The organism is Arthrobacter oryzae, from assembly GCF_030812315.1.
Lineage (GTDB): Bacteria > Actinomycetota > Actinomycetes > Actinomycetales > Micrococcaceae > Arthrobacter > Arthrobacter oryzae_B.
This window is the reverse complement of the sequence record NZ_JAUSSM010000003.1, coordinates 426,631-452,494: the sequence shown is the minus strand read 5'-3', so window position 1 is coordinate 452,494 and position 25,864 is coordinate 426,631. Positions and strand designations below refer to the sequence as shown.

Genomic DNA, 25,864 nt, shown 5'->3' with positions numbered 1-25,864 from the left:
CTTCATGGCTTTTGAAGACTCAGCGATCCTGAGCGAACAACCTGCGACCCCTTTCCACGACGTGGACCACTACCTCGCCATCCCGCGGGTGAGCGGCCTTGCGCTGAGCCCGGACGGAAAGCGGCTGGTGACTACTGTCTCCACGCTCAACGGCAAGGGCACCGAATACGTGACCGCCCTCTGGGAGCTGGATCCTGCGGGGGAGAACCATGCCCGCCGGATCACCCGCAGTGCCAAGGGGGAGGCCGGCGCGGCGTTTGCCTCCAACGGGGACCTCTACTTCACGTCGGCCCGCCCTGACCCCGAAAGTCCTGACAGTGATCCCGTCAACGCGCTCTGGCAGCTGCCGGCGGACGGCGGTGAAGCCCGCGTGGTCCTTTCGCGTGCCGGCGGGATCAGCCAGGTGATGTCGGCCAGGGATACCGGCGCCACCTTCGTCACGGCGTCCATCCTGGCCGGTTCCCCCGATGAGGAAGCGGACGAGGAACGGCGAAAGAGCCGCAAGGACCACAAGGTTTCCGCCATCCTCCACAGCGGCTACCCGGTGCGCTACTGGGATGCGGACCTCGGCCCCGACCAGCCGCGAATTTTCGCTGTGGAGCCGGGGGAGGACAAGGAGCCGGGCAAGCCGGCAACGGTTGACGCCGCCGCGCCGCTGAAGCTCCGCAACCTGACGCCGGACGCGGCCGGGCTGTTGCGAGACTCCGAATCGGTGGTCAGCCCGGACGGCAAAACCATCTACACAAGCTTCAACAAGCCCCTCGCCAAGGCCGACTCACGTTCCGTCCTGGTGGCCATTGACGTCGCCACTGCAACGCGCAGGATCCTGCTGGACCGTGAAGGCATGAGCTACTTCGCGGGACCGGTGAGCCCGGACAACCGCACGCTTGTGGTGTTGAGTGAATCCGACTCCACTCCCCACCAGGCTCCGCAGGTCAAGCTCCACCTCCTTGATGTCAGCTCTCCAGCGGAGCCGGAAGCCGAGCTCCGGCCGCTGGCCCACGACTGGGACCGCTGGGCCATCAAGGCGGCGTGGTTGCCGGACGGTTCCGCCCTCCTGGTGACGGCCGACGACGACGGCGCCTCCCCGGTTTTCCGGTTCAGTCCCGCGGGGGTCGGGTTCGGGGCCGGAAGCGCGGAAGTCACCCGGGTGACTCGCGACGCTGCGGCATACACCGACGTCGTGGTTTCACCGGACGGGCGGAGCGCCTTTGCGCTGCGGAGCTCCTACGAGTTTCCGCCGGAAGCGGTCCGGATCGATCTGGCGAGCGGCGACGTCACCAGGCTTCCCGCTCCGGCGGAGCGCCCACGCATCGAGGGATCCCTGGAGCGCATAGAGACCGCCGCTGCCGACGGCATCCGGGTTCCCGCCTACCTGGCCCTGCCGGATGGGGCCTCGGCGCAGAACCCGGCGCCGCTGCTGTTGTGGATCCACGGCGGGCCCCTCGGCTCGTGGAACGCCTGGACGTGGCGCTGGAACCCGTGGCTGCTGGCGGCCAAGGGTTACGCCGTGCTGCTGCCGGATCCGGCTCTGTCCACCGGCTACGGGCAGTCCTACATCCAGCGAGGCTGGGGCGGCTGGGGCGGGGCGCCGTACACGGACCTCATGAAAATCACGGACGCCGCGGTGGACCGCCCGGACATTGATGCGAGCCGGACTGCTGCCATGGGCGGCTCCTTCGGCGGCTACATGGCCAACTGGGTGGCCGGCCAGACGGACCGCTTCAACGCAATCGTCACCCACGCCAGCCTGTGGGCCCTTGACCAGTTCGGCCCCACCACGGACGCCTCACAGTACTGGCTGAAAGAAATGACGGCAGAGATGGCCCTGGAGAACTCGCCCCACCTGCACGTCGAGAAGATCAGCACGCCAATGCTGGTGATCCATGGAGACAAGGACTACCGCGTGCCCATCGGCGAAGGCCTGCGGCTCTGGTACGAACTGCTGTCCAAATCGCAGCTGGCTGCCGATGGCAACGGCCAGACGCCGCACCGGTTCCTCTATTACCCGGACGAGAACCACTGGATCCTGCAGCCGCAGCACGCCAAGGTCTGGTACGGGGTTGTAGAGCACTTCCTGGCGAAGAACGTGCTGGACCGGGACGTGCCCCTGCCCGCTGACCTGGGCCTCTAGGCAGCGCAGTCTCGGAGCGGCAGGTGGGGCGGCCGTAAGATTGGGGCTGTGACTGAGACCTTCCGCATCCGCCCTGCCCGCACCAGCGACGTAGCTGCCATTAAGAGTCTTGTGGCTCCGCTGGCGGACCAGAGGATCCTGATGGCCAAGGAAACGGTGGCCTATTACGAAAGCCTGCAGGAGTTCCGGATCGCGGAGGCGGCCGACGGCGAGGTGATCGGCTGCGGCGCCCTGCACGTCATGTGGGAGGACCTGGCCGAGGTGCGGACCCTGGCGGCCTCGGACGCATGGCGCGGCAAGGGTGTGGGCCACGTGCTGGTGGAAAGCCTCCTCGAGGAAGCCAGGGCGCTCGGTGTCTCACGCGTGTTCTGCCTGACCTTCGAGGTGGACTTCTTCAAGAAGCACGGCTTCGACGTCATGGCCGACCAGACCGCGGTGGATCCGGTGGTCTACTCCGAGCTGCTGCGTTCGCATGACGAAGGCGTGGCGGAGTTCCTGGACCTCGCCCGGGTAAAGCCGAACACGCTGGGAAACACCCGCATGATCAAGTTCCTCTAGGCACTTCGTCCAGGCACTTCGTCGCCCCAGAATTATGTCCGACTACAAGCTCTTCCCATATATCGAATCGATGTATAAAATTAATGGAGCTTGCCTAGTAGCACCCGAATCCCGAACCACATCAAAGGACTGAAATGAGCGAGCACGCCATTTTTCCGGATTTTTCGGCGTTTCAAATGGATCTGCCTTCGGCGATGACCCGGAGCGATCCACTAAGCCGGCCTCGTGAGGCGTCAGCGTTTCACATAGGCGCCGCGGCGTGGCCGGATTTCCTGCCGGCCGCCTGGGGAAAGCGCTGAAGCTGGCCGGGGGATACAGGCTGGGAAGGGAAAGGGACAGTCAGTTGGGGGCTGTCCCTTTTCTTATGCCCTCGGTTACCCGTTAGGCGGACGTTGGCCGGCCCGTTCGACAGGACGCTACCGCAGCCGGGGCGGCGGTAGTAGGGTCAAGACAAAGCCGCCCGGACACTCCAGGGAGTACTCCAATGAAGAAGCTGATCAACGATCCCCGCGCTGTAGTGGATGAGTCCGTGGAAGGCTTCGGCCTTGCCCATGCAGACCTCGTCACCGTCAGTTCCGAACCGAAATTCATCACCCGCAAGGACGCCCCGGTGGCGGGCAAAGTCGGCCTGGTCAGCGGCGGCGGCAGCGGACACGAGCCGCTTCACGGCGGGTTCGTGGGCGTGGGAATGCTCGACGCCGCAGTACCCGGCGCCGTGTTCACCTCGCCCACGCCCGACCAGATCATTCCGGCGACACTGGCCGTGAACTCCGGCGCCGGCGTCGTGCACATCGTCAAGAACTACACCGGCGACGTCCTCAACTTCGAAACGGCAGCGGAAATGGCGGAAGCCGAAGGCGTCCAGGTCCGGACCGTCCTGGTCAACGACGACGTCGCAGTGGAAGACTCCCTCTACACGGCCGGCCGGCGGGGTGTGGGCGGCACTGTCCTCGTGGAGAAGATCGCGGGTGCGGCCGCGGAGCGCGGTGATGACCTGGACGCGGTGGCTGCCATCGGAGATCGTGTGAACCAGAACGTCCGCAGCATGGGCGTGGCTTTGTCGGCCTGCACGGTCCCGCACGCAGGCGTACCCAGCTTCGACCTGGAAGAGAACGAAATCGAAATCGGCATCGGGATCCACGGTGAGCCCGGGCGGCACCGGATCCCGATGGAAAATGCCGATGCTATTACCGACCGCCTCCTCGAGCCCATCCTGGCTGACCTGGGCATCGCCTCCGGTGACAAGGTGCTGTTGTTCGTCAACGGCATGGGCGGGACGCCGCAAAGTGAGCTGTACATTGTGTACCGCCGCGCAGCGCAGGTGCTCGCTGAGAAGGGTGTCGCGGTGGAGCGTTCCCTGGTGGGCAACTACATCACTTCACTCGAGATGCAGGGCTGCTCCGTTACCGTGCTGCGGCTGGACGACGAACTCACCAGCCTGTGGGACGCCCCGGTGCACACGCCCGCGCTGCGATGGGGCATCTGACCGTGGGGCTTGACGTTGACTGGGCCGTGCGGTGGCTTACCCTTTCCGCCCAGGCCATGGCGGACCACCGGGTGGAGCTGATTGAACTGGACCGTGCCATCGGGGATTCCGATCACGGCGAAAACATGGACCGCGGCTTCAAGGCCGTGATGGACAAGCTAGCAGAGGCGCCGCCGGCCACGCCGGGAGCGGCCCTGAAGCTCACGGCCATGGCATTGATGTCCAAGGTGGGCGGCGCGGCAGGCCCCCTTTACGGCACGGCCTTCCTGCGCGCCTCCACCTCGCTGGGCGACGCGCCGGACATCGATCCTGCGGCCCTGGCCGCCGCCATCGAGGCCGCCCGTGACGGCGTGGTGGCCCGCGGCAAGGCCGAACCGGGCGACAAGACCATGGTTGACGCGTGGACCCCCGCCGTCGAGGCTGCGGCCGCCGCTGCGGCTGCAGGTGACGGTGATGTCCTTAAAGTGCTCCTTGCGGCCGCTGAGGCCGCGGAGGCGGGCGCCGTGGCCACCGACCCGCTCATCGCCCGCAAGGGGCGTGCCAGCTACCTGGGGGAGCGCAGCGCCGGCCACCGCGACCCCGGAGCGGTCTCCACCGCCCTCATCCTGCGCGCCGCGGCCGGGGCGGCCAAATGACGGTCCGCTTGGTGGTTGTCTCCCATAGCGAAAAGATCGCCGACGGTGCGGTGGAGTTGGCCGCCCAAATGGCGCCCGACGTCGTGATCCTCCCGGCCGGCGGCACGGACGACGGCAGGATCGGGACCAGCCTTGAGAAGGTGATGGCCGCGCTGGAACAGGCCGCCGGCGACGACGGCACGGTGGTGCTTACCGACCTCGGCTCAGCCGTGATGACGGCTGAATCGGCCGTCGAGTTCCTCCCGGATCCCGACTCGGTCCTGTTGGCCGATGCGCCGCTGGTTGAGGGGCTCGTTGCGGCCGCCGTCGCGGCACAGTCGGGTGGGGACGCGGCCGCCGTGAAACAGGCGGCCGAGGCAGTCCGCCGCGCCCCCGCGACTGAGGCTCCGGCCGCTCCGCCGGACGAGGCGCCGCTGGGGCCGCCCGAAGCCACGGGCGACTTTGAGCTGGTCAACCAGGCAGGTATGCACGCCCGGCCCGCAGCGAAGATCGCCGGGGGACTCTCGGGCCTGGACGCGGAGGTGACGGTCAACGGAGTGGACGGGGCTTCGATGACCGGTCTGATGACGCTGGGGGCGGGCCAGGGCTCGGTCCTCCATGTCGAGGCCTGGGGGCCGGACGCGGCCAGGGCAGTCAAGTACGTCGGCGGCCTGGTGGAAGCAGGGTTCGGGGAGCCCTGACGGGCTCAGCCGGCCTGCCTGAGGCCGTCGGCGTCCAGCACCAGGCTGGCCGTAACAAACTTCCCGCACTGCTCGCCGTACGGGTATTCCGCCCTCGGCATGAAGCTCACCCGCCGCTCGGGCAACGGTGCCCCCGCCGTGGACGTGCCTGTGGCGGTTGCGTCGATGCGCGATTCGGTCAGGACGTCCATCATCAGCATCCCCGTAAGCGTGCCGTCAGGCGAGGACGTAGCAGAGCAGGTGCCGTCAGGGCCGGCCGAGGGTTCGCAGCCCATGTCGACTGTGGTGCTGCCCGGCATCAGCTCCAGGTCGGCCTCCCGGCACGTGCCGTCCTGGCACGCCTTCAGGTGGATGGCTCTGACCGTGGGTGCATAGCTGGCCGCCACTGTCAGGGACACCACCGGGGCCTGTGCGATTGCCGGGCACGGCACTGCTTCGGGCAGGCACGCGGACGGGATCAGCGACGTCGTAACCACTGCCAGAAGCACGCCCAAGCTGCGCATGCTTCAGCGTAGATCCGCCAGGTGGGGCGGCGCCAGCACAGGGGGATTTCAGTCCCGGAACGAATGGGTAACGGGCGTCAGGCGGGGAGCCTGAGGCCGCCCAGGTGCAGCTCGGCCAGGCCGTCGCTGACCAGGCCTGTCAGGGCCCTCTCCAGCTGCTCGGGAGCGGAATTCAGGCGGTGCAGCGCCGCAAGCGGAACGCCGATGCCGTCCGCTTCGAAGCCAAGGTCCGCGGGCGGCTGATGGAACATTTCCGGTGCCACGGGGGAGTCCGCCAAGCGGAGGACAGCCATCACGGCACCCCGGACCTGCCGGTCAGTGCCGTGCCAGGACTGGCCTTTCGGCGTATATGACGGCGGCGGCTCGCCCGCCGCAAGCCACGCGCACGCCCCGCGCACCGGGCATTCAGCGCACTTCGGCGCCCTTGCCGTGCACACCACCGCGCCCAGTTCCATGACTGCCGCGTTCCAGCGGACCGAAAGTCCGACGTCGGCCGGCAGCAGTTCAGCGGCAAGCCGCATCTCCGCGGCTGTCAGCGACTGCGACGGCAACGCCGTGCCCGAAAAGAGCCTCGCATGGACGCGGCGGATGTTGGTGTCCACCACGGTCTCGCGCCGGCCAAAGGCGAATGCCGCGACGGCGGCTGCCGTATAGCTGCCCACGCCGGGAAGTTCCAGCAGTTCGGCATGGTTTCCGGGGACATCGCCGTCGTGCCGTTCCACAATGGCGACGGCGGCGGCGTGGAGGCGCAGTGCCCGGCGCGGGTAGCCGAGCCTGCCCCAGTGCCGGACGGCCTCGCCGGAGGCTTCGGCGGCGAGGTGTGCAGGCGAGGGCCAGCGGCGGAGCCATTCCTCCCAGACAGGAAGGACCCGCACCACGGGCGTCTGCTGCAGCATGATCTCGCTGACCAGGACCCCCCATGCGGTGCATTCGGGTTCCCGCCACGGCAGTTCCCTGGCGGTGGCCTCGAACCAGGCGTCAAGGGTTTCGTGGAGGGCGGCCAGCGGCGGTGGCGCGGGGCGACTCGCCGGGGGCGTGGCTGTGGGCAGGGCTAAGGCTTTGATGCAAATACTGTAGTGGATACTGGCCCGGGGTCCGCCTTCCCGGCGTGGTGGTGCGCCAATGTGCCCGGCGTTCTCTAGCCTAGAAGGATGGTCAGGCAAGGCACTTCAGGAAAGAGCGGTTCGAAACCGAAGGGCACCGCCGGCCGGCAGACGGGGCGGCCGCCGCTGAAAGCCGTGTACCGCCGTCGCAGGCTGTTCGTAGGCCTGGTGCTGCTTCTCATCGCCTCAGTGGCGTTGGGAGGTTTTGCCGCTGTGTCCGGCGCCATGCGCGCCTCCGAACAGGCGTCATCCACGGACCGCAAAGGTTCAGGCGGGGAAGCGGCCAAGCCCACCCCATCAGCTTCGGCAACTCCCAGCATTCCGGCGACGCCCACCTGCGACCAGAGCCTCGTGACGGTCTCCGCATCGACCGACAAGGCAGCCTACGCCGCGGGCGAGAATCCGCTGCTCACACTGAAGGTCACCAACGGCGGAAAGGTGGCGTGCGAGGTGAACCTTGGAACGTCCCAAATGGAGTACACGGTGACCAGCGGCTCCGACCGGATCTTCTCCTCCGTCGACTGCCAGGCCGAGAGCGGCGACCTCGTGAAGACCCTCGAGCCGGGCAAGAGCGAAACCGCCAACTTCCCGTGGCAGCGCAACCGGACCGTGCCCGGCTGCGGAGCGGTGTCCGCCAAGCCCGGTGCCGGCGGGGCCTACTACATGTTCGTCGCCCGGCTGGGCACCAGGTCCAGCTCGAAGGCCGTCTTCCAGCTCAACTGAGCCGCTCGCTGTATCGATTGCTCCGTGGGTGCCCTTATGGACGCCCAAAACGGCAGTTGTGGAGCAGTCGACGACGGTTTAGAGGAACCGGTCCAGCAGGCTTGCTTCCGCCATCCGGCTCAGGCCCTCCCGGACTGTCCGGGCGCGCTGGTCGCCGATGCCGTCCACGGTCATGAGGTCATCGATGGTGGCCGCCATCAGGAACTGGAGGCCGCCGAAGTGGTCAACGAGCCTGTCCGCCACGGCCTTGGGCACGGCCTTGAGGCCGGACAGGAGCCGGTAGCCGCGCGGCTGCACCACGGCGTCGAGCGTGTCCACGCCGCCTGCGAACCCGATGATGCCGGCGATTTTGCTGAGGTCGATGAGTTCGGTGGGTCCCAGGTTGAGCAGCGCGCTGACGGCGCCGTCGATGTCCTCGGGTGACGCGTTGGGGCCGGCGTAATCGCGGATGATCACATCGCTGCCGGGTCCGCGGCCCACCGTGAGCTCGTCCAGCTGAAGCGAAAGCAGGCGCCCGTCCTCACCGAGTTCAAGGACGTACTGGGAAATCTCTTCGGAGATCCGGCGCACCATTTCCTGGCGCTGCAGTGTGACGGCGACGTCGCGGACGGTCACCATGGCTTCGATTTCCAGCGCGGAGAGTGAGCTGGTGACCTGGTCCAGGCGGGAACGGTAGCGTTCGAGGGTGGCGAGCGCCTGGTTGGCACGGGCCAGGACCTTTTCGGAGCCTTCGAGGACGTGCCGCAGGCCGTTCACGTAGAGGGCGATGATCTGCATGGACTGGCTGACCGAGATCACCGGGACGCCGGTCTGGATGGCGACGCGCTCCGCGGTGCGGTGCCTGGTGCCGGATTCCTGCGTTTCGATGCTCGAGTCCGGAACCAGCTGCACGGCGGCCCGGAGGATGTTGCCGGCGTCCTTGTCGCAGATGATCGCGCCGTCCATCTTGGCGAGTTCGCGGAGCCGTGTGGGGGAGAAATCGATCCCGATATCGAAGCCGCCGGAGCAGATGGACTCAATGGTGCGGTCCGAGCCCAGAACGATCAGCGCGCCGGTGCGCCCGCGGAGGATGCGTTCCAGGCCATCGCGCAGAGCGGTGCCTGGAGCCACTCTGCCCAGAGTCGCCTTAAGCGAATCTTCAGGGCTCCGAGCCATAGGTTTTCCCTTCAAAGGTGCAGGCTGCAGCCTGCAGGTATGCCGGTTTTACGATTCCGCCGGCAGGATCAAAAGTACTCAATTTCCCACTGGCTCCATCCTAGAGGCAAAGATGCGCATTAACCGCACGGACAAGCCTCAAAGTGGCCCGTTGGGCCGGGTCCGGCCGGGGCTCCGGAAGGCCCTGTACGACGGCGGCGGGAGGCGGCAGTTGGCCGTCCAGGGGCGGCGCTTCCCGCCCTGCGATAAACTGGGAACCTTGGCTGCACAGTTCACGCCTGCCGGCCCCACGTTCAAATCACGTTCAAATCACGTTTACATCCCTGACCAGCCCCCATGTCGCAGCGAAAGTAGCACCGTGTCTCAAGAAGTCCTTAGCCCCGCCCGAGTCCACGAGATTCACAAACAGGCGGCCCGGCGTCGGACTTTCGCGGTCATTTCCCACCCTGACGCCGGCAAGTCCACGCTCACCGAAGCCCTGGCCCTGCACGCCAAGGTGATCGGCACTGCCGGTGCCTCCAGCGGCAAGGCCAACCGCAAGGAAACGGTGTCGGACTGGATGCAGATGGAAAAGGACCGCGGCATCTCCATCAGCTCTGCCGCCCTGCAGTTCGCGTACCGGGACACCGTGATCAACCTGCTGGACACCCCGGGCCACGCGGACTTCTCCGAGGACACCTACCGCGTCCTGGCCGCGGTCGACTGCGCCGTGATGCTGGTCGACGCCGCGAAGGGCCTGGAAACGCAGACCATGAAGCTCTTCGAGGTCTGCAAGCAGCGCAATCTGCCCATCATCACCGTGATCAACAAGTGGGACCGGCCCGGCCTGGATGCCTTGGCGCTCATGGACGAAATCACGGAGCGCACCGGCCTCCAGCCCATGCCGTTGACCTGGGCCGTGGGCATCTCGGGTGACTTCCGCGGCGTGTGGGACCTCCGCAACGACCGCTTTGCCCGGTTCCAGCGCAACAATGCCGGCGCCAACATCGCCCTCACCGAATACTTCACCCCGGAAGAGGCAGCCGCCAGCCAGGGCGACAACTGGTCCAACGCCGTGGACGAAGCCGGACTCGTGATCGAATCCAACCTTGAGTTCGACGTCGACGCCTTCCACGCCGGCAAGGCAACCCCCATCCTGTTCAGCTCCGCCGCGCTCAACTTCGGCGTCAAGGAAATCCTGGACGCCCTGGTGGACTTCGCCCCTCCGGCGGCTCCCCGGCCCGACGTCGACGGTGCCGCAAGGCCCGTCGATGCCCCGTTCGCCGGATTCGTCTTCAAGGTCCAGGCGGGCATGAACAAGGCGCACCGGGACCACGTGGCCTTCATCCGCGTCTGCTCCGGCATGTTCGAGCGCGGCATGGTGGTCACGCAGACCCGCACCGGCAAGTCGTTCGCCACCAAGTACGCCCAGCAGGTGTTCGGCCGTGAGCGCGAAGTCATTGACGAAGCGTTTCCGGGCGACGTCGTTGGCCTGGTCAACGCCTCCTCGCTCCGGGTGGGCGACAGCCTGTTCCTGGAGGATCCGGTGGAGTTCCCTGCGATTCCGCTGTTCGCGCCGGAACACTTCCAGGTGGCCCGCTCCAAGGACCCCAGCCGCTTCAAACAGTTCCGCCGCGGTATCGAGCAGCTCGAGCACGAGGGCGTAATCCAGGTGCTGCGCTCTGACATTCGCGGAGACCAGGCGCCGGTGCTCGCCGCCGTCGGCCCCATGCAGTTCGAGGTGGTGGAGGACCGCATGGCGCATGACTTCAGCGCGCCCATGCGCCTGGAGCGGCTCCCTTACTCCATGGCAAGAATTTCGACGGCGGACGCCATGCCTGCGCTGGCCAACGTGCCGGGAGCTGAGGTGCTGCTGCGCTCCGACGGCGAATACCTGGCCCTGTTCAACGACGTCTGGGCGCTGCGCCGGATCGAGAAGAACCATCCGGACCTGACCCTGGTGCCCATCGGGACGCACAACCCCGCGAAATAGCGGTTTCGCCACCCGACCTCGTCATCTGCCGTTGGTGACTGGCGACGTGTACTGGCCCGTGTAACCGTCACGGCGACCGGCGGGATATCATAAGTTTACTTATGGAATTACCAGCTGAGAGGGGGATCATGGCTGCGAGCATGGAACCCGGCTACCTCCTCAGCGGCCGGTACCGGATTGAGGCCCTCATTGGCCGGGGGAGCCAGTCCGGCGTCTACCGGGCCTTCGATGAACTCCTGCAGCGGGAAGTCGCGGTCAAGCTCTTCCGCGACGACCCCGGCAACCTGGACCACACGCGCCGCCAGAGCGGGGAAGTGCGTATCCTCGCAGAAATGAGCCACCACGCCCTAGTGACCTTGCTGGACGCGGGTGCGGACCTCAGCGATCCCCGGCACCGCCGCACGTATCTGGTCATGGAACTGGTCCGCGGTCCGGACCTGCGCGAACGCGCGGCGCAGGGGCCCATCGCTCCGGCACATCTGGCGCTGATCGGCCATGATCTTGCGGACGGACTCGCGTACATCCACCACCACGGCATCGTCCACCGCGACGTCAAGCCCGCCAACATCCTCCTGGTGGATTACAACAACGATGACCGCCGGCCGCGAGCCAAGCTGAGTGATTTTGGCGTGGCCATGATGCTCGGCGACGGCCAGCTAAGCGGGCCGGCGGAAAGCTCCGGCACTCCTCAGTACCTCAGCCCCGAACAGGCCGCCAGCAAACCGGTGGGCCCGGCTAGCGACGTTTACTCCTTGGGGCTGGTCCTGCTGGAAGGACTGACCGGCAAGCCGGCGTACCCAGGGGCGCCGATTGCGTCAGCAATGGCGCGGCTACTGCGGGATCCGCACATTCCCGATGGCGTCGCGCCAAAATGGGCTGCCCTGCTGACGTCCATGCTGTCCCGTGAGCCGACAGCCCGGCCCGGTGCCCGGGAAGTCTCCCTCGCTCTCCGGCAGGAGGTCATCAGCGCCGCCGGGCGCCGCCGGAGCATCGGAACACCGGCGGAAGCGCCGCCGTCGGACGTCGCTGCCGCGAATGAAGAGGCGCGGATGCGCGCCGTCGAGCGGTATCGGATCCTGGATACGCCGCCGGACGGCACGTTCGACCGGATTGCAGGCCTGGCCGCCCGGATGTTCTCCGTGCCCGTAGCCATCGTCAGTGTGGTGGACCATGACCGGATCTGGTTCAAGGCCCATCACGGCACCGACGTGGGCGAGATCGGGCGGGACCCCGGGCTCTGCGCTTCGGCCATCCTCCAGGACGACGCGTGGGTGGTCCCGGATGCAGTCTCGGACCCCCGCACGTTGGCAAACCCGCTGGTGGCAGGTGAGTTCGGCCTGCAGTTCTACGCCGGGGTTCCGCTACGCACTCCCGACGGCTACAACCTCGGGACCTTCTGCATCCTGGACCGGGAACCGCGGGAGTTCACCGCGGAGGATGTCCGCACGCTGGAGGATCTGGCAGCAGTCGTGATGAACGATCTTGAGCTGCGGCTGCAAAGCCGGAGCGCGGTGGCGGCGGGCAGATGACCGGGCTCCTAGCGGCGCCCCGCATGCAGTGCGAGTTCCAGCTCGAACCGGGCCCGCGGGTCTTCCAGCGCATCCCCGAAGAGCTCGCGCAGCTGCGCCGCCCGGTAGCCCACGGTCTGCGGGTGGATGCCGAGCTCGGCAGCCACGGGGCCGCGCTGGCCCCAGTGCCGCAGCCAGGAGAGGAGGGTCTCCGCCAGCCTTTCGCGCTGCGCCGGACGCAGCCCCTCCAGCGGCGCGAGCCTGCGTTCGGCCAGTTCCGCAATGGCCGACGGTTCGGAGCCGAGCACGATCTGCGCCAGGTGGTCATCAGCCCAGATGGGCGGATCCCCGGGGTCCTCCCGCGGCGGCAGTACCGAGGCGGCCAGCACGGCGAGCCGCAGGGAGTCGGGCACTTTTTCCCAGCCGCCAGCCGGCCCCACGGCGGCGGACCTTCCCTTCAAAGCCTTCTCCAGCCCTGCGCGACCGGCCTCGGACTCCCTTGCCGGTACGAGCGCCACGGCATCTGTTTCGCGTTCAACCACCAGTGTTCCCGGCCCCAGCTGCAGCCGGAGCCCGGCCGACCGGTCCAGCGGAAGCGTGACCACCACGAGCCGTGCCGGCAGGGACCAGTCGGCCATGGACGCCGCCTGCCGCAGGGCGGCCTCGTCCGCTTGGCCCATCAGCAGCAGCTCCAGCAGTTCGGTCCGACGCCGGTCCACCGCCCCGGCGCGCTCGGACTGTTCAAAGGCGTAGGCCTCGGCGCTCACGGCGGACAGTTCGTCGATGTAGGCCAGAATCGATTCCCCCAGGTCCACCACAACGCTTTGGCCCAGGTCTCTTTCCATCGAGATCCGCGACATCTCCCGGAACGTCACGCGGGCACCCATGCGGTAGGCGCTCAGCAGCGCGTCCATGCTCCGGCCCTGGCGGAATTCGCCGCTGCCGAGCCCCGCCACGAGCTGCCGGCTCTCCTCGGACAGGGCGGGCAGCCTGGTGCCGGGCAGCTGGAGGAACCGTTCCAGCGCCGCAGCCACCCCGCGCCGCAGGCCGCGTCCGAAGCGGCCTTCAATGGGCCGCGCGTAGGCAGGAACCAGCTGCGGGACTGCATCGATGATGGCCTCCACAATGCCGGGCATCTTGGGGCGCAGCAGGTCGCTGACCTCCCGGGGCAGGGCGAGCCACGGCGGATCGTACGCGGGAGCTGCGGGACTCTTCGAGGCCGGAGGGTTCATGAGAGACTTCCATAAGTTGTTTCGGGGGAACAGTTTAGAACGTTCGATCGTATGCCTTGGGAGAAGAAATATGCCTCGATCCAACATAAGGTTAATAACATGATCCGGCTCCGTAAGCTGGCGCGCGCCGCATCTGTACTCACCACCCCGCTAGCTCCAGAAGATATTCTGTCGCTTTTCAATCCTGTGTTCTCCGCCCGCCAGTTGCGCGGCGTGGTCACCAGGGTGGTAGCTGAGACGGCCGATTCCGCCACCATTTTCTTTCGTCCAGGCCGCGGCTGGAAGGCGCACCAGGCTGGCCAGTGGGCCCGTATCGGCGTCGAACTTGACGGCGTGCGGCACTGGCGTTCCTATTCCCTGAGCGCCCCCGCCGGCCAGGATCCCGCCATCACGGTGACCGACGTCGGCGCCGTTTCCGGTGTCCTGGTCCGCGACACCCGCCCGGGCGACGTGCTGTTCCTGGCCCCGCCGCAGGGCGACTTTGTCCTCCCCGAGCATCCCCGTCCGCTGTTGATGCTTACGGCAGGCAGCGGCATCACCCCCGTCATGTCCATGGTGCGCACGCTGGTGCCGCACCGCCCGGACGCCGACGTCGTGCTGATCCATTCGTCCCGGACCCCGGAGGACAGCATCTTCCGCGAGGAACTGTCCGAGCTTGCCGACCAGTTCCCCAACTTCAAGGTCACGCACTGGATCACCGGTGAGCGTGGGCGGGTGGACTTCTCCTCGCCGGCGGCGCTCGATGAACTCTGCCCGGACTGGCGCCACCGCGCAGCCTACGCCTGCGGACCCGAGGGTTTCCTGGACGATGCCGAAGCCCTGTGGTCCGCCGAAGCCGCAGTCGCCGCCGCCACGGAAGGTTCCGCCGCCGGTGAATCCCACCAGCCTGAGGGGCCGTTTGCGGCTGACCCGATCAACCTGATCATCGAACGCTTCACCACCAGCCTGGCCGCCGGGGCCGGGCACGACGGCGGACTGGTCACCTTTGAGGCCTCCGACCGCGAGGTGGAAGCGGACGGCAGCACTCCGCTCCTGGACGTCGGCGAGGACGCCGGCGTACTGATGCCCAGCGGCTGCCGGATGGGCATCTGCCACAGCTGCCTCACGCCCCTACGGGCAGGGCATGTCCGCGACCTCCGCACCGGCGAAGTCCATGGCGAGCCGGGCCAACTAATCCAGACGTGTGTTTCGGCAGCCGCCGGACCCGTTAACCTCGACATTTGAGGAGCACCACCGCATGGCAATAGTTACTAACCACGAAGCCGAGACCACGGAAGACGCCGTTGTGCCGTCCTCGGGCGACGACGCCGCTTTGCAGGCGAAGGAGGCAGCCGCGGCTGCCACCGGCGCGCAGGCTGTTAAGACGCGCCGCGGGGCGCTGGCCACCTCCGGCAGCCCCCTGGTCCGTCCGCCGGCCGCAGCGCACCTTTCCGACGAGCAGGTGGCCGAGCTGGGCCGCGAACTTGATGCCATCAAGGACGACATCCTGGCCAAGCGCGGCGCCTCAGACGCCGCGTACATCCGCCGGGTTATCAAGGTCCAGCGGGCTCTGGAGATCTCTGGCCGCGCCACGCTGCTGGTAAGCCGGAACAAAGGCGCCTGGGTTGCGGGCACCACGCTGCTGAGCCTGGCCAAGATCCTGGAAAACATGGAGATCGGGCACAACGTGCTGCACGGCCAGTGGGACTGGATGCGGGACCCGGACATCCACTCCACCACCTGGGAATGGGACTTCGTCACGCCCGCCCGCGCCTGGCAGCACACCCACAATGACCTGCACCACCGCTGGACCAACGTGGTGGGCAAGGACAACGACGTCGGATACAACCTCCTGCGCATGGACCCCGCCCAGGAGTGGAAGCCGTTCAACCTGGGCAACCCGGTCTACAACGCCATCCTGGCCCCCATCTTCGAATGGGGCATTGCGATCTACGACCTTGAGCTGCAGGACTACAAAGAGGGCAACAAGTCCAAGGAGGCCCTGGTCAAGGACCTCAAGGCCCTTGGAGTCAAGGCCCTCAAGCAGTTCACCAAGGACTATGCCGCGACCCCGGCTGTGGCAATGCTGACCGGCTCCGGCAAGCAGGCGCTGTACGGCACGCTGACCGCGAATGCTGTCCGGAATGTCTGGGCGCACGCGGTGATCTTCTGCGGTCACTTCCCCGACGGGACAGACACGTTCACCGAGGAAATGGTGGAAGGCGAGACCCGCGGTGACTGGTACGTGCGGCAGATGATCGGTTCGGCCAACATCTCCGGTTCCAGGTTCATGCACCTCATGACCGGCAACCTTTCGCATCAGATCGAGCACCACCTCTTCCCGGACATTCCGTCCAACCGCTATGCCGAGGTGGCGCCGAAGGTGCAGGAGATCTGCAGGCGGTACGGCCTGCCGTACACTACTGGACCGATGTGGAAGCAGGTCGGCTCCACCTGGGCCAAGGTCTTCAAGCTGGCGCTTCCGCCCAAGAAGGCCTAGCAAGTTCCATGACGAGGGGCGCCTGCCAATGCGGCAGGCGCCCCTTGTCATGCCCGGAACCTCATGGCCGGGCCTTCTCCGCTGCGCCAATAATGTGGGCCACCCGCGGATTGCCGGGGAGTGCTGAGAAGCCGAAGCGGTCTACGCGCTGCAAGGTGAGGCCCGCCGCTGCAATCCCGGCAGCGGTGTCGCGGTTTGGGTGGCAGCCGCCAGCCATCCGGCCCCACAGTGGCGTTATCAGGTCCTCGGCAGCTGCAAGCACACGGTGTGCCGAGCGGACATGCTCGTAAAACAGCAGCAGGCCGCCGGGCCGGAGGACGCGGTGCACCTCCGCCAGGACGGCGGTCTGGTCCGTCACGCTGCACAGCACGAGGCTCGAGACCACGACGTCCACCGATTCGTCCGCCGCCGGCAGTGATTCCGCCACGCCGTCGAGAACCGTGATGGGAACCGGTGCCTTGATCGCCTCGGCCAGCGCCAGCGCCCGGAGCGTCGGGTCCGGTTCGAGCGCCAGCACGCTGGTCACGGCGGAAGGATAGTAGGGGAAGGTGGCCCCGTAGCCCGCCCCGATTTCGACCACATCTCCGTACGCGGCCTCGACGAGGCGTTGGCGGTGGGCAGCTGCCCCGCGGGCGTCCATGCGCGGACCCACGCGTGCGAAGCATTGCCCGAAGGATGAATTTCGGCTGTTATGTCCCGGCATCCGTCGCTCCATCCGCCCCTAGCCGATAAGTAGGCTCAGCGCCTCCGTCAAGTGTTCCACTTCCCGGACGGAGAAGCCGGCCGGGATGGGGCCGGGGCCGTTGTGGCTGGCCGGGACCACGGCATGGGTGAAGCCCAGCCGGTGGGCTTCCTGGATGCGTTGGTTGATGCCGGGAACGGGACGGACCTCCCCGGCCAGGCCCACCTCGCCGAACGCGATCAGCCGGATGGGCAGCGGCTTCCGCGCCTTGGCCGAGGCCACCGCCAGCGCAACGGCCAGGTCCGTTGCGGGTTCGCTGAGCTTCACGCCCCCCACTGTTGCCACGTAGGAATCGTCCTTGTGCAGCAGGCAGCCGGCGCGCTGCTGCAACACAGCCAGCAGCATGGACACGCGTGAACTGTCCAGGCCGCTGGTGGCCCGGCGGGGCTGCGAATTCGGGCTTTCGGCGAGGAGGGACTGCACCTCGGCCAGCAGCGGCCGGCGCCCTTCCATGGTCACGGTGATGCACGTGCCGGACACCGGCTCCTTGGTGCGGCTCACAAAGAGTCCGCTGGGATCCGTAAGCCCCAGGATGCCGTCCTCGTTGAGGTCGAAACAGCCGACGTCGTCGGTGGGGCCGTACCGGTTCTTCACCGCACGCAGCAGCCGCAGCCTGGAATGCCGTTCGCCTTCGAACTGGCACACGACGTCCACCAGATGCTCCAGCAGCCGCGGTCCGGCGATGGAGCCGTCCTTGGTCACATGGCCCACCAGCAGCGTGGTCATGTTGCGCCGTTTGGCCGCGGAAATGATGGAAGCCGCAACCTCGCGGACCTGTGAAACGCCGCCCGCGCTGCCGTCCACATCCGCGCTGCTGAGAGTCTGGACGGAGTCCACAATCAGCAGCCGCGGCTCGATTTTCTCCACCTGGCCAAGGGCCTGGCCCAGGTCCGTTTCCGCCGAGAGGTACAGGGAATCCGCGACGGCGTCTATCCGCTCGGCGCGGAGCTTCACCTGCGCCGCGGACTCCTCGCCCGTGATGTAGAGGACGTCCTGCGCAGTGCGGGCGAACTTGGCCGCCACATCCAGGAGCAGGGTGGACTTTCCCACGCCGGGTTCACCGGCCAGCAGGATGACGGCGCCCGGGACCAGCCCGCCGCCCAAAACGCGGTCCAGCTCGTCCACGCCCGTGGGCAAAAACGCTGCCGTGGTGGCGTCCACCTCGGCGATCCGGCGGGCCGGCTCCAGGACGGTCGTGGCCGCCGTCGTGCGCGCAACGGCGGCGCCGGTTTCCTCAACGGTGCCCCAGGCCTGGCACTCGCCGCAGCGGCCCACCCACTTGACGGTTGTCCAGCCGCATTCGGCGCATTTATAGGCCGGGGCTTTGGACGCCCGGGAAGTCTTGGTTGCCATTCCTCCACACTATCCGGGGAGGCTGACACTACTGGCGACCGAGCCTGTCGGGATCTGGTTTCGACGAGCTCAACCACCGTGCCTTGCTACAGCGGCGGGAGGATGTCCCGGGCTTCTTTCGAGTCCATGCCGGTGGCCTCAAGCAGATCCACCATCAGCGGGCGGAACAGCATCACCACGGTTTCGCCTTCAAGGCGCTGCACGTCCAGCAGCCGCGGATGCAGCCGCCCGGCGATCTCGGCGAGCTCCAGCCGCGACGTCCGGAGATGGGCCCGGCGGGCGCCTTCGTGCATCTCTGCCAGGCCCAGGGACAGCTCGTCGATGGCCGCCGCGGTTTCCTGCAGGACCTCCGCGATGTTTTCCGTGGCCTCGTCGGAGAGGGCGGCGTGGTTGATGGCGCTGGTCAGGCGGCGGGCGAAAACGCGGCTGTTGCGGAGCGCGAGGTCGATGTAATCCAGCGACTGCTCCAGCCGGTCGATTTCGTCGCGGTGCCGCCGGTAGGCGGGGGCGAGCGTGGCCACCTCGCCGGAAGCCCGGAGGGACTGGCGCATCGCATCCACCAGCGGCTGGCAGTTCCGGCCGCGTACCAGGGCATGCCAGGCCTCGGTGGAATCGCTGTTCGTCAGGGCTGACGAACAATCACGCAGCACCTCGGCGAGCTCGTGCAGCAGCTTCTGCACGTCCTTCCGCGGTTCCCGCCGGGGATCCTTGGGCACAAGGATGGTGACGAGCAGTGCGAAGATCCCGCCCACCACGGCATCCAGGCTCCGCGTGAAGGGGCCGCCGGCCGGAGCCGGCAACAGTACCACCAGCAGGGACTGCAGGCCGAGCTGAGTGGTGAAGATGGTGCCGCTGTCCAGGAAGCGGGCAAGCAGGATGGAGAACAAAAGTACGACGGCGGCCTGCCAAATCCCGGCGCCCAGCCAGTGCAGCAGGAGGTCACCCACCGCAATGCCGATGGTGCAGCCCAGGCCCACTTCAATGACCCGGCGCAGCCGCGGATCGCGGGAAAAACCAAGGGCGATGAGTGAGGACGTGGCGGCGAAGAGCGGGCCGGAATGCCCCAGGACGTATTCGGCGAACGCGTACGCGCCCACGGCGCAGACCGTCATCTGGATGGCGGGCACCAGGGAGTTCCTGCTCCGGACCACACCGGTGCGGATCCTGGCTCGGAGGAATCTTCTGCTTGCGGAAATTCCTGTCGCGGGGGCCATGCGTTCCAGTCTATTCACTGGCGTTGCACTACGGCCGGAGATGTGATGTGCGCAATGGTGACGCTGCACATGTAAGCCGATGTCCCGCCGTCGTTAACCGTCCGTTCATCTTGGTCCACATATCCCGTTACCTAAGGCCCATAACTTCAGTAGAGGTACAAAAGTACGCAACTTCTTTTGTTCGGACGTCTCCGGTCCGGCACGCATCAGAAAATCCCTGGAAGGGGTACATCTAGTGAAGGCACTCCGCTTCGGCCGCCACGCGGCTATCGCTGTCATCGCAGCCGGCGCACTCGCGCTCACCGCCTGTGGTTCCGACAACGCCACGAACACGGCACAGACCGGCGCTCCGTCTGCCACGGGAGCCAACGTCACCGGCACGCTGACCGGCATCGGTTCGTCCGCCCAGGGCGCAGCCATGGATGTGTGGAAGACCAACTTCGCGTCCGCGAACCAGGGCGCCAACGTCCAGTACTCGCCCGACGGTTCCGGTGCAGGCCGCAAGGCCCTGCTGGACGGCTCCGCACAGTTCGGCGGCTCCGATGCTTTCCTCAAGGACGAAGAGTTCGCATCGTCCAAGGAAACCTGCGGCCCCGAAGGTGCCGTCAACATCCCGGTCTACATCTCCCCGATCGCCATTGCCTTCAACCTCCCGGATGTCAAGGAACTGAAGCTTGACGCCGCCACCGTGGCCAAGATCTTCCGCGGTGAGATCGCCAACTGGAACGATCCCGCAATCGCGGCCATGAACCCTGAAGTTACGCTTCCGGACCTCAAGGTCACTCCGGTGAACCGCTCTGACGACTCCGGCACCACCACCAACTTCACCGAGTACCTGGCCGCCGCCGCTCCGGAAGCCTGGACCGACAAGGCTTCGGGCGTATGGCCCGCCTCGCTGAAGGGTGAGAACGCCAAGGGCACCTCCGGTGTGGTCAAGACCGTCACGGACACCCCGGGTGCCGTCACGTACGCCGATGATTCGGCTGTCAGCGGCAAGCTTGGGATCGCGCAGATCAAGGTGGGCGAAACCTTCACCAAGATCTCGGCCGAGGCCGCAGCCAAGGCTGTCGATGCCGGCAAGCCGGTAGAGGGCCGTTCCGCCAACGACCTGTCCATCAAGCTGGACCGCAAGACCACCATCGAAGGCGCCTACCCGGTTGTCCTGGTCTCCTTCCACGTTGTCTGCTCCTCGTATGCCACCCAGGAAACCGTTGACCTGGTGAAGGCTTTCGAGACCTACGTAGTGTCCGACGCCGGCCAGCAGGCTGCAGCAGACGCCGCAAAGTCGGCTCCGCTCTCCAAGGACCTCCAGGAGAAGGCTGCCAAGGCCATCGAGACCATCAAGGTCAAGTCCTAGGGGATTCGCAGCACAGCAAGGCATAGTGGAAACACGAGCCTGAGCCAAGTTCCCTGTCCCGGACGGGACGGTCACAGACCGTCCGGCGGGGCAGGGAACTTGGGCGTTTGTCCGAAGTACAACCAGTTTCGCCGCTGCTGACACCGGATCGGTCCGGTCACGGCAGTCGGTTCTATCCGAACCCAGAGGATCGTTTGTGACCACCACCTCCCTGACACAGTCCCGGGGCGCAGGGCGCGCCGGTGACAAAGTCTTTTCCGGAGCCGCCCTGGCCGCAGGGTGCCTGATCCTTGCCGTGCTCTTTGGCGTTGCCCTGTTCCTGGTAATCCAGGCGATCCCGGCCCTGGTGGCCTCCCCGGACCAGATCCAGGGTGGCGAGGGTTTCTTCGCCTACATTTGGCCGATCGTCATCGGTACCCTGATCGCTGCCGTTATTGCCCTGGTCATTGCCACGCCCGTCGCCATCGGAGTCGCGCTCTTCATCTCGCACTTCGCTCCGCGCGGCCTCGCGTCCGGCCTGGGCTACGTGATCGACCTCCTGGCCGCGATTCCCTCGGTGGTCTACGGCGCGTGGGGTGCCGCGTTCCTGGCCAAGGAAATCTCCCCGGCCTACGAATGGCTGGCCGCGAACATGGGCTGGCTGCCCATTTTCCAGGGACCTGCGTCCGCCACGGGCAAGACCATCCTCACCGCCGGAATCGTGCTGTCCGTGATGGTCCTTCCCATCATCACCTCCCTGAGCCGCGAAATCTTCCTGCAGACCCCCAAGCTGCACGAGGAAGCCGCGCTGGCTCTTGGCGCCACCCGCTGGGAAATGATCAAGATGGCGGTCCTCCCGTTCGCACGCCCCGGCATTGTGAGCGCCGTGATGCTGGGCCTCGGCCGCGCCCTCGGCGAAACCATGGCCGTGGCCCTGGTGCTCTCCTCCGGCGCCCTCACCGCCAGCCTGATCCAGTCCGGCAACCAGACCATCGCCGCTGAAATCGCCCTGAACTTCCCGGAGGCCAGCGGCCTGAAGGTGAGCACGCTGATCGCGGCGGGCCTGGTCCTGTTCGTCATCACGCTGGGCGTCAACATGATTGCCCGCTGGATCATCAGCCGGCACAAAGAATTCTCGGGAGCCAACTAAATGACCTCCACCCTCACTCCTCCGGTCCGCAAGCGTTCCGCGCTCACCAAGGGCCAGCTGCCCAAGTTCGCCCCGTACGTGGTCCTGGGTCTCGCCCTGGTCATCGGCGCGGCCATCCTGGCCCTCATCGGCTTCAACGCGTTCGGCTGGGGCATTGTCTCCGCCATCCTGTTCACGGCCGGCCTCGTGGGCTGGAGCGCCGCTGCGGAAGGCGGGCGCAAGGCCAAGGACAAACTGGCCACCTGCCTGGTGGTCGGGTCCTTCCTGGTGGCCCTGCTGCCGCTGATCTCGGTGATCTGGACCGTCCTGGTCAACGGGCTTCCCGGGCTCCTGGACCCCGGCTTCCTCACCACCTCCATGAACGGCGTCACCGGCGCCTTCGACAACAAGAGCGTTGAAGAGGGTGCGCCCGTTATCGGCGGCATCTACCACGCCCTTCTGGGTACCATCCAGATCACCCTGCTGGCCACGGTCATCTCCGTGCCGGTGGGCCTGCTGACCGCCGTCTACCTCGTCGAATACGGCGAGGACCGCACGCTGGCCCGGGCGATCACATTCTTCGTGGACGTCATGACGGGTATTCCGTCGATCGTCGCCGGCCTGTTCGCCGCCGCCTTCTTCTTCGCCGTTGTGGGACCGGGCACCAAAACGGGGGCCGTTGCCGCCGTCGCGCTTTCCGTCCTGATGATCCCGGTGGTGGTGCGATCCAGCGAGGAAATGCTCAAGATCGTGCCCAACGAGCTCCGCGAGGCAGCGTACGCCCTGGGTGTCCGCAAATGGCGGACCATCCTCAAGGTGGTCATCCCGACGGCGATCTCCGGCATCGCGTCCGGCGTCACCCTGGCTATTGCCCGCGTAATCGGCGAAACCGCTCCGATCCTGGTGACCGCGGGCTTCGCCACCAGCATCAACAGCAACGTCTTCAGCGGCTGGATGGCCTCGCTACCCACGTTCATCTACACCCAGATCCTGAACCCCACATCGCCGTCAAACCCGGATCCGTCCTCGCAGCGGGCCTGGGGTGCCGCGCTGGTGCTGATCATCCTGGTCATGCTGCTGAACCTCGGCGCACGGCTGATTGCCAGGACCTTTGCACCCAAGACCGGCCGCTAGTCCGCCGGTACAATTCAATTCGTATCCAGCAAATGAAGGAATACCATGTCTAAGCGCATCGACGTCAAGGATTTGAACGTCTACTACGGCAAGTTCCTGGCCGTTGAGGACGTCAACATCAACATCGAGGCCAAGTCCGTCACGGCATTCATCGGCCCGTCCGGTTGCGGAAAGTCCACTTTCCTGCGCACGCTGAACCGCATGCACGAAGTGATTCCGGGCGCCCGCGTGGAAGGCGAAGTGCTGCTGGACGGCGACAACCTCTACGGCCCCGGCGTTGATCCCGTGACCGTACGCTCGCAGATCGGCATGGTGTTCCAGCGGCCCAACCCGTTCCCCACCATGTCCATCCGTGACAACGTGCTGGCCGGCGTGAAGCTGAACAACCAGAAGATGTCCAAGGGCGAGGCTGACGCGCTCGTGGAGCGCTCCCTGCAGGGCGCCAACCTCTGGAACGAAGTGAAGGACCGCCTTGCCAAGCCGGGATCCGGACTCTCCGGCGGCCAGCAGCAGCGCCTGTGCATTGCCCGCGCCATCGCCGTGGAGCCGCAGGTCATCCTGATGGACGAGCCCTGCTCGGCACTGGACCCGATCTCCACCCTGGCCATTGAGGACCTCATCAACGACCTCAAGGACCAGTACACGGTGGTCATCGTCACCCACAACATGCAGCAGGCAGCGCGTGTCTCCGACCGGACCGCGTTCTTCAACATCGCCGGAACCGGCAAGCCGGGCAAGCTGATCGAGGTGGGCGAGACGCACACCATCTTCAGCAACCCCACCCAGAAGGCCACGGAAGACTACGTCTCCGGCCGCTTCGGATAAAGGCCCCGTAAGGCCCCTTCCCTCATCGGTTGCTCCGTAACCGCCGTTTTGGCACCTCAAAACGGCACCTGTGGAGCAACCGATGCTGCGTTAAAGGTCCGCCAGCGGCGAGAGCGATAGTTCCAGCACAAAGGCCGCTGCCGCCGTGACGACCGGCGTGAAGACCCAGAAGGCCAGGATCCTGATCACCAGCCTCCGGTTGGTCACCGGGAATCCCTGGTTGCTCCCGGCGCCCAGCACGGCGGCCGTGACCGTGTGCGTGGTGGACACCGGCCAATGCAGCCCGATCGCGCCCAGCAGCAGGATGACCGAGCTGTACAGCTGCGCCACGAAGCCGCGGAGCGGATCGATCCGGGTGAGCTTGTACCCGATGGTGTAGGAAATGCGCCAGCCTCCGGCCAGGGTGCCGGCGGTCAGCATCGTGGCCGTGAGGAGTGCCACCCACACCGGCATGGAGGCGCCGTCGGACAGCCCCGAGGCGAGAAGCGCCAGGAGCAGTACCGCGCTGGTCCGCTGGCCGTCCTGCAGGCCGTGGCCGAACGCCACCGCACCGGCGGCGATGGCCTGGCTCCGGCGCGAGCGGCTGTTCACCACGTTGGGCGGCGTATAGCGCGCGGCCCAGGTGGCCGGCCACACCAGAAGGTACGCGCCCACAAACGCGATCACGGGGGACACCAGCAGGGGCAGCGCGACCTGGAACAGCAGGGAGTTGTTGACGCCGCCGACGTAATTGCCGCCCACAAGCACGCTGGCCAGCCCGGCTCCGGCCAGCCCGCCCACCAGGGCGTGCGTGGACGAGGACGGAATGCCGCGCCACCAGGTGTAAATGCCCCACAGAACGGCGCTGAGCAGGCCGGCGACGAGGATGGACAGGCCGTTTTCTCCGTCGGGCAGGGAGATCCAGCTTCTGCTGACCTGCAGTGCAAGGGCCGCGCTGAGCGACGCGCCCACGAAGTTGAAAAGGGCGGCCAGCAGGACAGCAACAGTGGGTGTCAGCGCCCGGGTCCGCACGGCCAGCGCGACGGACGTTGACGCGTCCCTGAAGCCGTTCAGGAAGGTAAACCCCGCAGTCACCGCCACAACTGCGGCGAAGAAGAACAGGGTCACGTCAGGATTCCTTGACGATGATGCTGCCTACCTGGGTGGCAATGCGCCGCATGTCCTTGGTGACATCCACCAGCTGGTTGGCGATGTCCCTGTTCCGGGCATACTGGGCGCCCTTCATGTCCTTGAGCATGTCCGCCACCCACACGCGGTGCGTCCGCTCGGCGCGCTTGGCGAGGCGCAGGATCTCGATCCAGTAGTCCTCCAGATCGTCCAGGTTGTTCAGCCTGCGCATGGCATCCACCGTGAGTTCCGCCTGCCGGGCGATGATCTCCAGCTGGTCCGCGGCGCGTTTGGAAAACCGTTCGATCTTGTACAGGGCAACCAGTTCCGCGGCGGCGTCCAGCTTCTCCATGGCGTCGTTGAGGTAGCGGGACAAGGCATACATGTCCTCGCGGGGCAGGGGATTCACAAAGCTGGTGCGCATGTGCGTCAGCAGCGCGAACTGCAGCTCAGCGGACTTGGCCTCGTGATCGTGCATGTCTTCAACAAGGCGGTTGTGCTCCGTGGCCGGGACGCCGAGGATTTCAGCCAGCGTTCCGGTGGCGACGACAATCTGACGGGCCATCTGCGAAAGCAGGTGCAGCCCTGCGGGCTCCTGCGGGAAGAGTCGGAGCTTCACCTTCGGGTTCCGGTGTGGGAAGGCGAAGGCATGGAATGTGGCCCCTGGGCCATGTGACTTGACGTTGACCCGCACATGGGGACTACTTTACCGGCAGATGTATCCGGGCATAAAAGTGGTGCCGAACCGGATACGCCTCTCGGCGGTAGGCCGCTCTAGGCGGCTAAATGTTGAAGCCCGGGGGTTTCGCGGTTCGGCACCAGTTTCAGTTTTCTACTTTGGCTGAACCAAGTCAAC

Annotated in this window: 24 protein-coding genes; 15 read left to right on the top strand and 9 right to left on the bottom strand. The window is 66.5% G+C overall.

Annotated elements, in window-relative coordinates; genetic code table 11:
- The first annotated feature begins 4 nt into the window (after positions 1-4).
- The 6 genes from J2S97_RS08900 (at position 5) to dhaM (ending at position 5,493) form a co-directional block, all read left to right on the top strand.
- Positions 5-2,134, top strand: coding sequence for a S9 family peptidase (locus J2S97_RS08900; RefSeq protein WP_307048432.1), 2,130 nt, complete (start codon positions 5-7; stop codon positions 2,132-2,134).
- 48 nt (positions 2,135-2,182) lie between these two features.
- A complete protein-coding gene (locus J2S97_RS08895) occupies positions 2,183-2,692 on the top strand; it encodes an amino-acid N-acetyltransferase (protein WP_307048430.1) in 510 nt (169 codons plus the stop codon).
- 134 nt (positions 2,693-2,826) lie between these two features.
- A complete protein-coding gene (locus J2S97_RS08890) occupies positions 2,827-2,991 on the top strand; it encodes a hypothetical protein (RefSeq protein ID WP_307048428.1) in 165 nt (54 codons plus the stop codon).
- A 185-nt stretch (positions 2,992-3,176) separates the two neighbouring features.
- Positions 3,177-4,178, top strand: coding sequence for a dihydroxyacetone kinase subunit DhaK (gene dhaK / locus J2S97_RS08885; protein ID WP_307048426.1), 1,002 nt, complete (start codon positions 3,177-3,179; stop codon positions 4,176-4,178).
- Between the two features lie 2 nt (positions 4,179-4,180).
- Positions 4,181-4,813: a dihydroxyacetone kinase subunit DhaL gene (dhaL, locus tag J2S97_RS08880; RefSeq protein WP_307048424.1), complete on the top strand. Its 633-nt coding sequence runs from the start codon at positions 4,181-4,183 to the stop codon at positions 4,811-4,813.
- The gene (gene dhaM / locus J2S97_RS08875) at positions 4,810-5,493 is read left to right on the top strand and encodes a dihydroxyacetone kinase phosphoryl donor subunit DhaM (RefSeq protein ID WP_307048422.1); all 684 of its coding nucleotides are present in this window, start codon (positions 4,810-4,812) and stop codon (positions 5,491-5,493) included. The genes dhaL and dhaM overlap by 4 nt, the downstream gene beginning before the upstream one ends.
- A 5-nt stretch (positions 5,494-5,498) precedes the next feature.
- On the opposite strand, the gene J2S97_RS08870 is transcribed toward dhaM, so the two are convergent.
- Together J2S97_RS08870 and J2S97_RS08865 are read right to left on the bottom strand one after the other, a co-directional pair.
- Positions 5,499-5,996 carry a hypothetical protein gene (locus tag J2S97_RS08870; protein WP_307048420.1) on the bottom strand — a complete coding sequence of 166 codons (498 nt, stop codon included), beginning with the start codon at positions 5,994-5,996 and terminating at the stop codon, positions 5,499-5,501.
- A gap of 77 nt (positions 5,997-6,073) precedes the next feature.
- Positions 6,074-6,892: an A/G-specific adenine glycosylase gene (locus tag J2S97_RS08865; protein ID WP_373460532.1), complete on the bottom strand. Its 819-nt coding sequence runs from the start codon at positions 6,890-6,892 to the stop codon at positions 6,074-6,076.
- Between the two features lie 255 nt (positions 6,893-7,147).
- Between J2S97_RS08865 and J2S97_RS08860 the strand changes: the two genes are divergently transcribed.
- Positions 7,148-7,822 (top strand): hypothetical protein, encoded by a 675-nt coding sequence (locus J2S97_RS08860; RefSeq protein WP_307048417.1) that lies wholly within the window; start codon positions 7,148-7,150, stop codon positions 7,820-7,822.
- A gap of 78 nt (positions 7,823-7,900) precedes the next feature.
- Here J2S97_RS08860 and disA read toward each other — a convergent pair whose 3' ends face one another.
- Complete coding sequence (disA, locus tag J2S97_RS08855; RefSeq protein WP_307048415.1) at positions 7,901-8,977, bottom strand: DNA integrity scanning diadenylate cyclase DisA; 1,077 nt, start codon at positions 8,975-8,977, stop codon at positions 7,901-7,903.
- Positions 8,978-9,335: 358 nt separating this feature from the next.
- Between disA and J2S97_RS08850 the strand changes: the two genes are divergently transcribed.
- Both J2S97_RS08850 and J2S97_RS08845 read left to right on the top strand, forming a co-directional pair.
- The gene (locus J2S97_RS08850; RefSeq protein ID WP_307048413.1) at positions 9,336-10,949 is read left to right on the top strand and encodes a peptide chain release factor 3; all 1,614 of its coding nucleotides are present in this window, start codon (positions 9,336-9,338) and stop codon (positions 10,947-10,949) included.
- A gap of 128 nt (positions 10,950-11,077) precedes the next feature.
- Positions 11,078-12,478 (top strand): GAF domain-containing serine/threonine-protein kinase, encoded by a 1,401-nt coding sequence (locus J2S97_RS08845; RefSeq protein WP_307048411.1) that lies wholly within the window; start codon positions 11,078-11,080, stop codon positions 12,476-12,478.
- An 8-nt stretch (positions 12,479-12,486) separates the two neighbouring features.
- Here J2S97_RS08845 and J2S97_RS08840 read toward each other — a convergent pair whose 3' ends face one another.
- Positions 12,487-13,689, bottom strand: coding sequence for a PucR family transcriptional regulator (locus J2S97_RS08840; protein ID WP_307048409.1), 1,203 nt, complete (start codon positions 13,687-13,689; stop codon positions 12,487-12,489).
- A gap of 99 nt (positions 13,690-13,788) precedes the next feature.
- Here J2S97_RS08840 and J2S97_RS08835 point away from each other — a divergent pair, with 99 nt between their 5' ends.
- Complete coding sequence (locus tag J2S97_RS08835) at positions 13,789-14,913, top strand: ferredoxin reductase (protein WP_307048407.1); 1,125 nt, start codon at positions 13,789-13,791, stop codon at positions 14,911-14,913.
- Between the two features lie 13 nt (positions 14,914-14,926).
- The gene (locus J2S97_RS08830) at positions 14,927-16,168 is read left to right on the top strand and encodes a fatty acid desaturase family protein (protein ID WP_307048405.1); all 1,242 of its coding nucleotides are present in this window, start codon (positions 14,927-14,929) and stop codon (positions 16,166-16,168) included.
- A 61-nt stretch (positions 16,169-16,229) separates the two neighbouring features.
- Here the strand turns inward: J2S97_RS08830 and J2S97_RS08825 are convergent, their stop codons facing one another.
- From J2S97_RS08825 to J2S97_RS08815, 3 genes are all read right to left on the bottom strand, one after another.
- A complete protein-coding gene (locus tag J2S97_RS08825) occupies positions 16,230-16,871 on the bottom strand; it encodes a class I SAM-dependent methyltransferase (RefSeq protein ID WP_307048402.1) in 642 nt (213 codons plus the stop codon).
- A gap of 18 nt (positions 16,872-16,889) precedes the next feature.
- Positions 16,890-18,263 carry a DNA repair protein RadA gene (radA, locus tag J2S97_RS08820; protein ID WP_307048401.1) on the bottom strand — a complete coding sequence of 458 codons (1,374 nt, stop codon included), beginning with the start codon at positions 18,261-18,263 and terminating at the stop codon, positions 16,890-16,892.
- An 86-nt stretch (positions 18,264-18,349) separates the two neighbouring features.
- A complete protein-coding gene (locus tag J2S97_RS08815; protein WP_307048399.1) occupies positions 18,350-19,477 on the bottom strand; it encodes an FUSC family protein in 1,128 nt (375 codons plus the stop codon).
- A 235-nt stretch (positions 19,478-19,712) separates the two neighbouring features.
- Here J2S97_RS08815 and pstS point away from each other — a divergent pair, with 235 nt between their 5' ends.
- The 4 genes from pstS to pstB all read left to right on the top strand — a co-directional run bounded on the left by pstS (position 19,713) and on the right by pstB (position 23,901).
- Positions 19,713-20,834, top strand: coding sequence for a phosphate ABC transporter substrate-binding protein PstS (gene pstS / locus J2S97_RS08810; RefSeq protein ID WP_307048397.1), 1,122 nt, complete (start codon positions 19,713-19,715; stop codon positions 20,832-20,834).
- Positions 20,835-21,030: 196 nt separating this feature from the next.
- Positions 21,031-21,963 carry a phosphate ABC transporter permease subunit PstC gene (gene pstC / locus J2S97_RS08805; RefSeq protein WP_307048395.1) on the top strand — a complete coding sequence of 311 codons (933 nt, stop codon included), beginning with the start codon at positions 21,031-21,033 and terminating at the stop codon, positions 21,961-21,963.
- Entirely contained in the window at positions 21,964-23,076 is a 1,113-nt protein-coding gene (gene pstA / locus J2S97_RS08800; protein ID WP_307048393.1) for a phosphate ABC transporter permease PstA, read from the top strand. It abuts the gene before it with no gap.
- 45 nt (positions 23,077-23,121) lie between these two features.
- A complete protein-coding gene (gene pstB, locus J2S97_RS08795; RefSeq protein WP_307048391.1) occupies positions 23,122-23,901 on the top strand; it encodes a phosphate ABC transporter ATP-binding protein PstB in 780 nt (259 codons plus the stop codon).
- 90 nt (positions 23,902-23,991) lie between these two features.
- On the opposite strand, the gene J2S97_RS08790 is transcribed toward pstB, so the two are convergent.
- Entirely contained in the window at positions 23,992-25,008 is a 1,017-nt protein-coding gene (locus J2S97_RS08790; RefSeq protein WP_307048389.1) for an inorganic phosphate transporter, read from the bottom strand.
- A gap of 1 nt (position 25,009) precedes the next feature.
- Positions 25,010-25,627, bottom strand: coding sequence for a DUF47 domain-containing protein (locus J2S97_RS08785; protein WP_307048387.1), 618 nt, complete (start codon positions 25,625-25,627; stop codon positions 25,010-25,012).
- Positions 25,628-25,864: the final 237 nt, after the last annotated feature.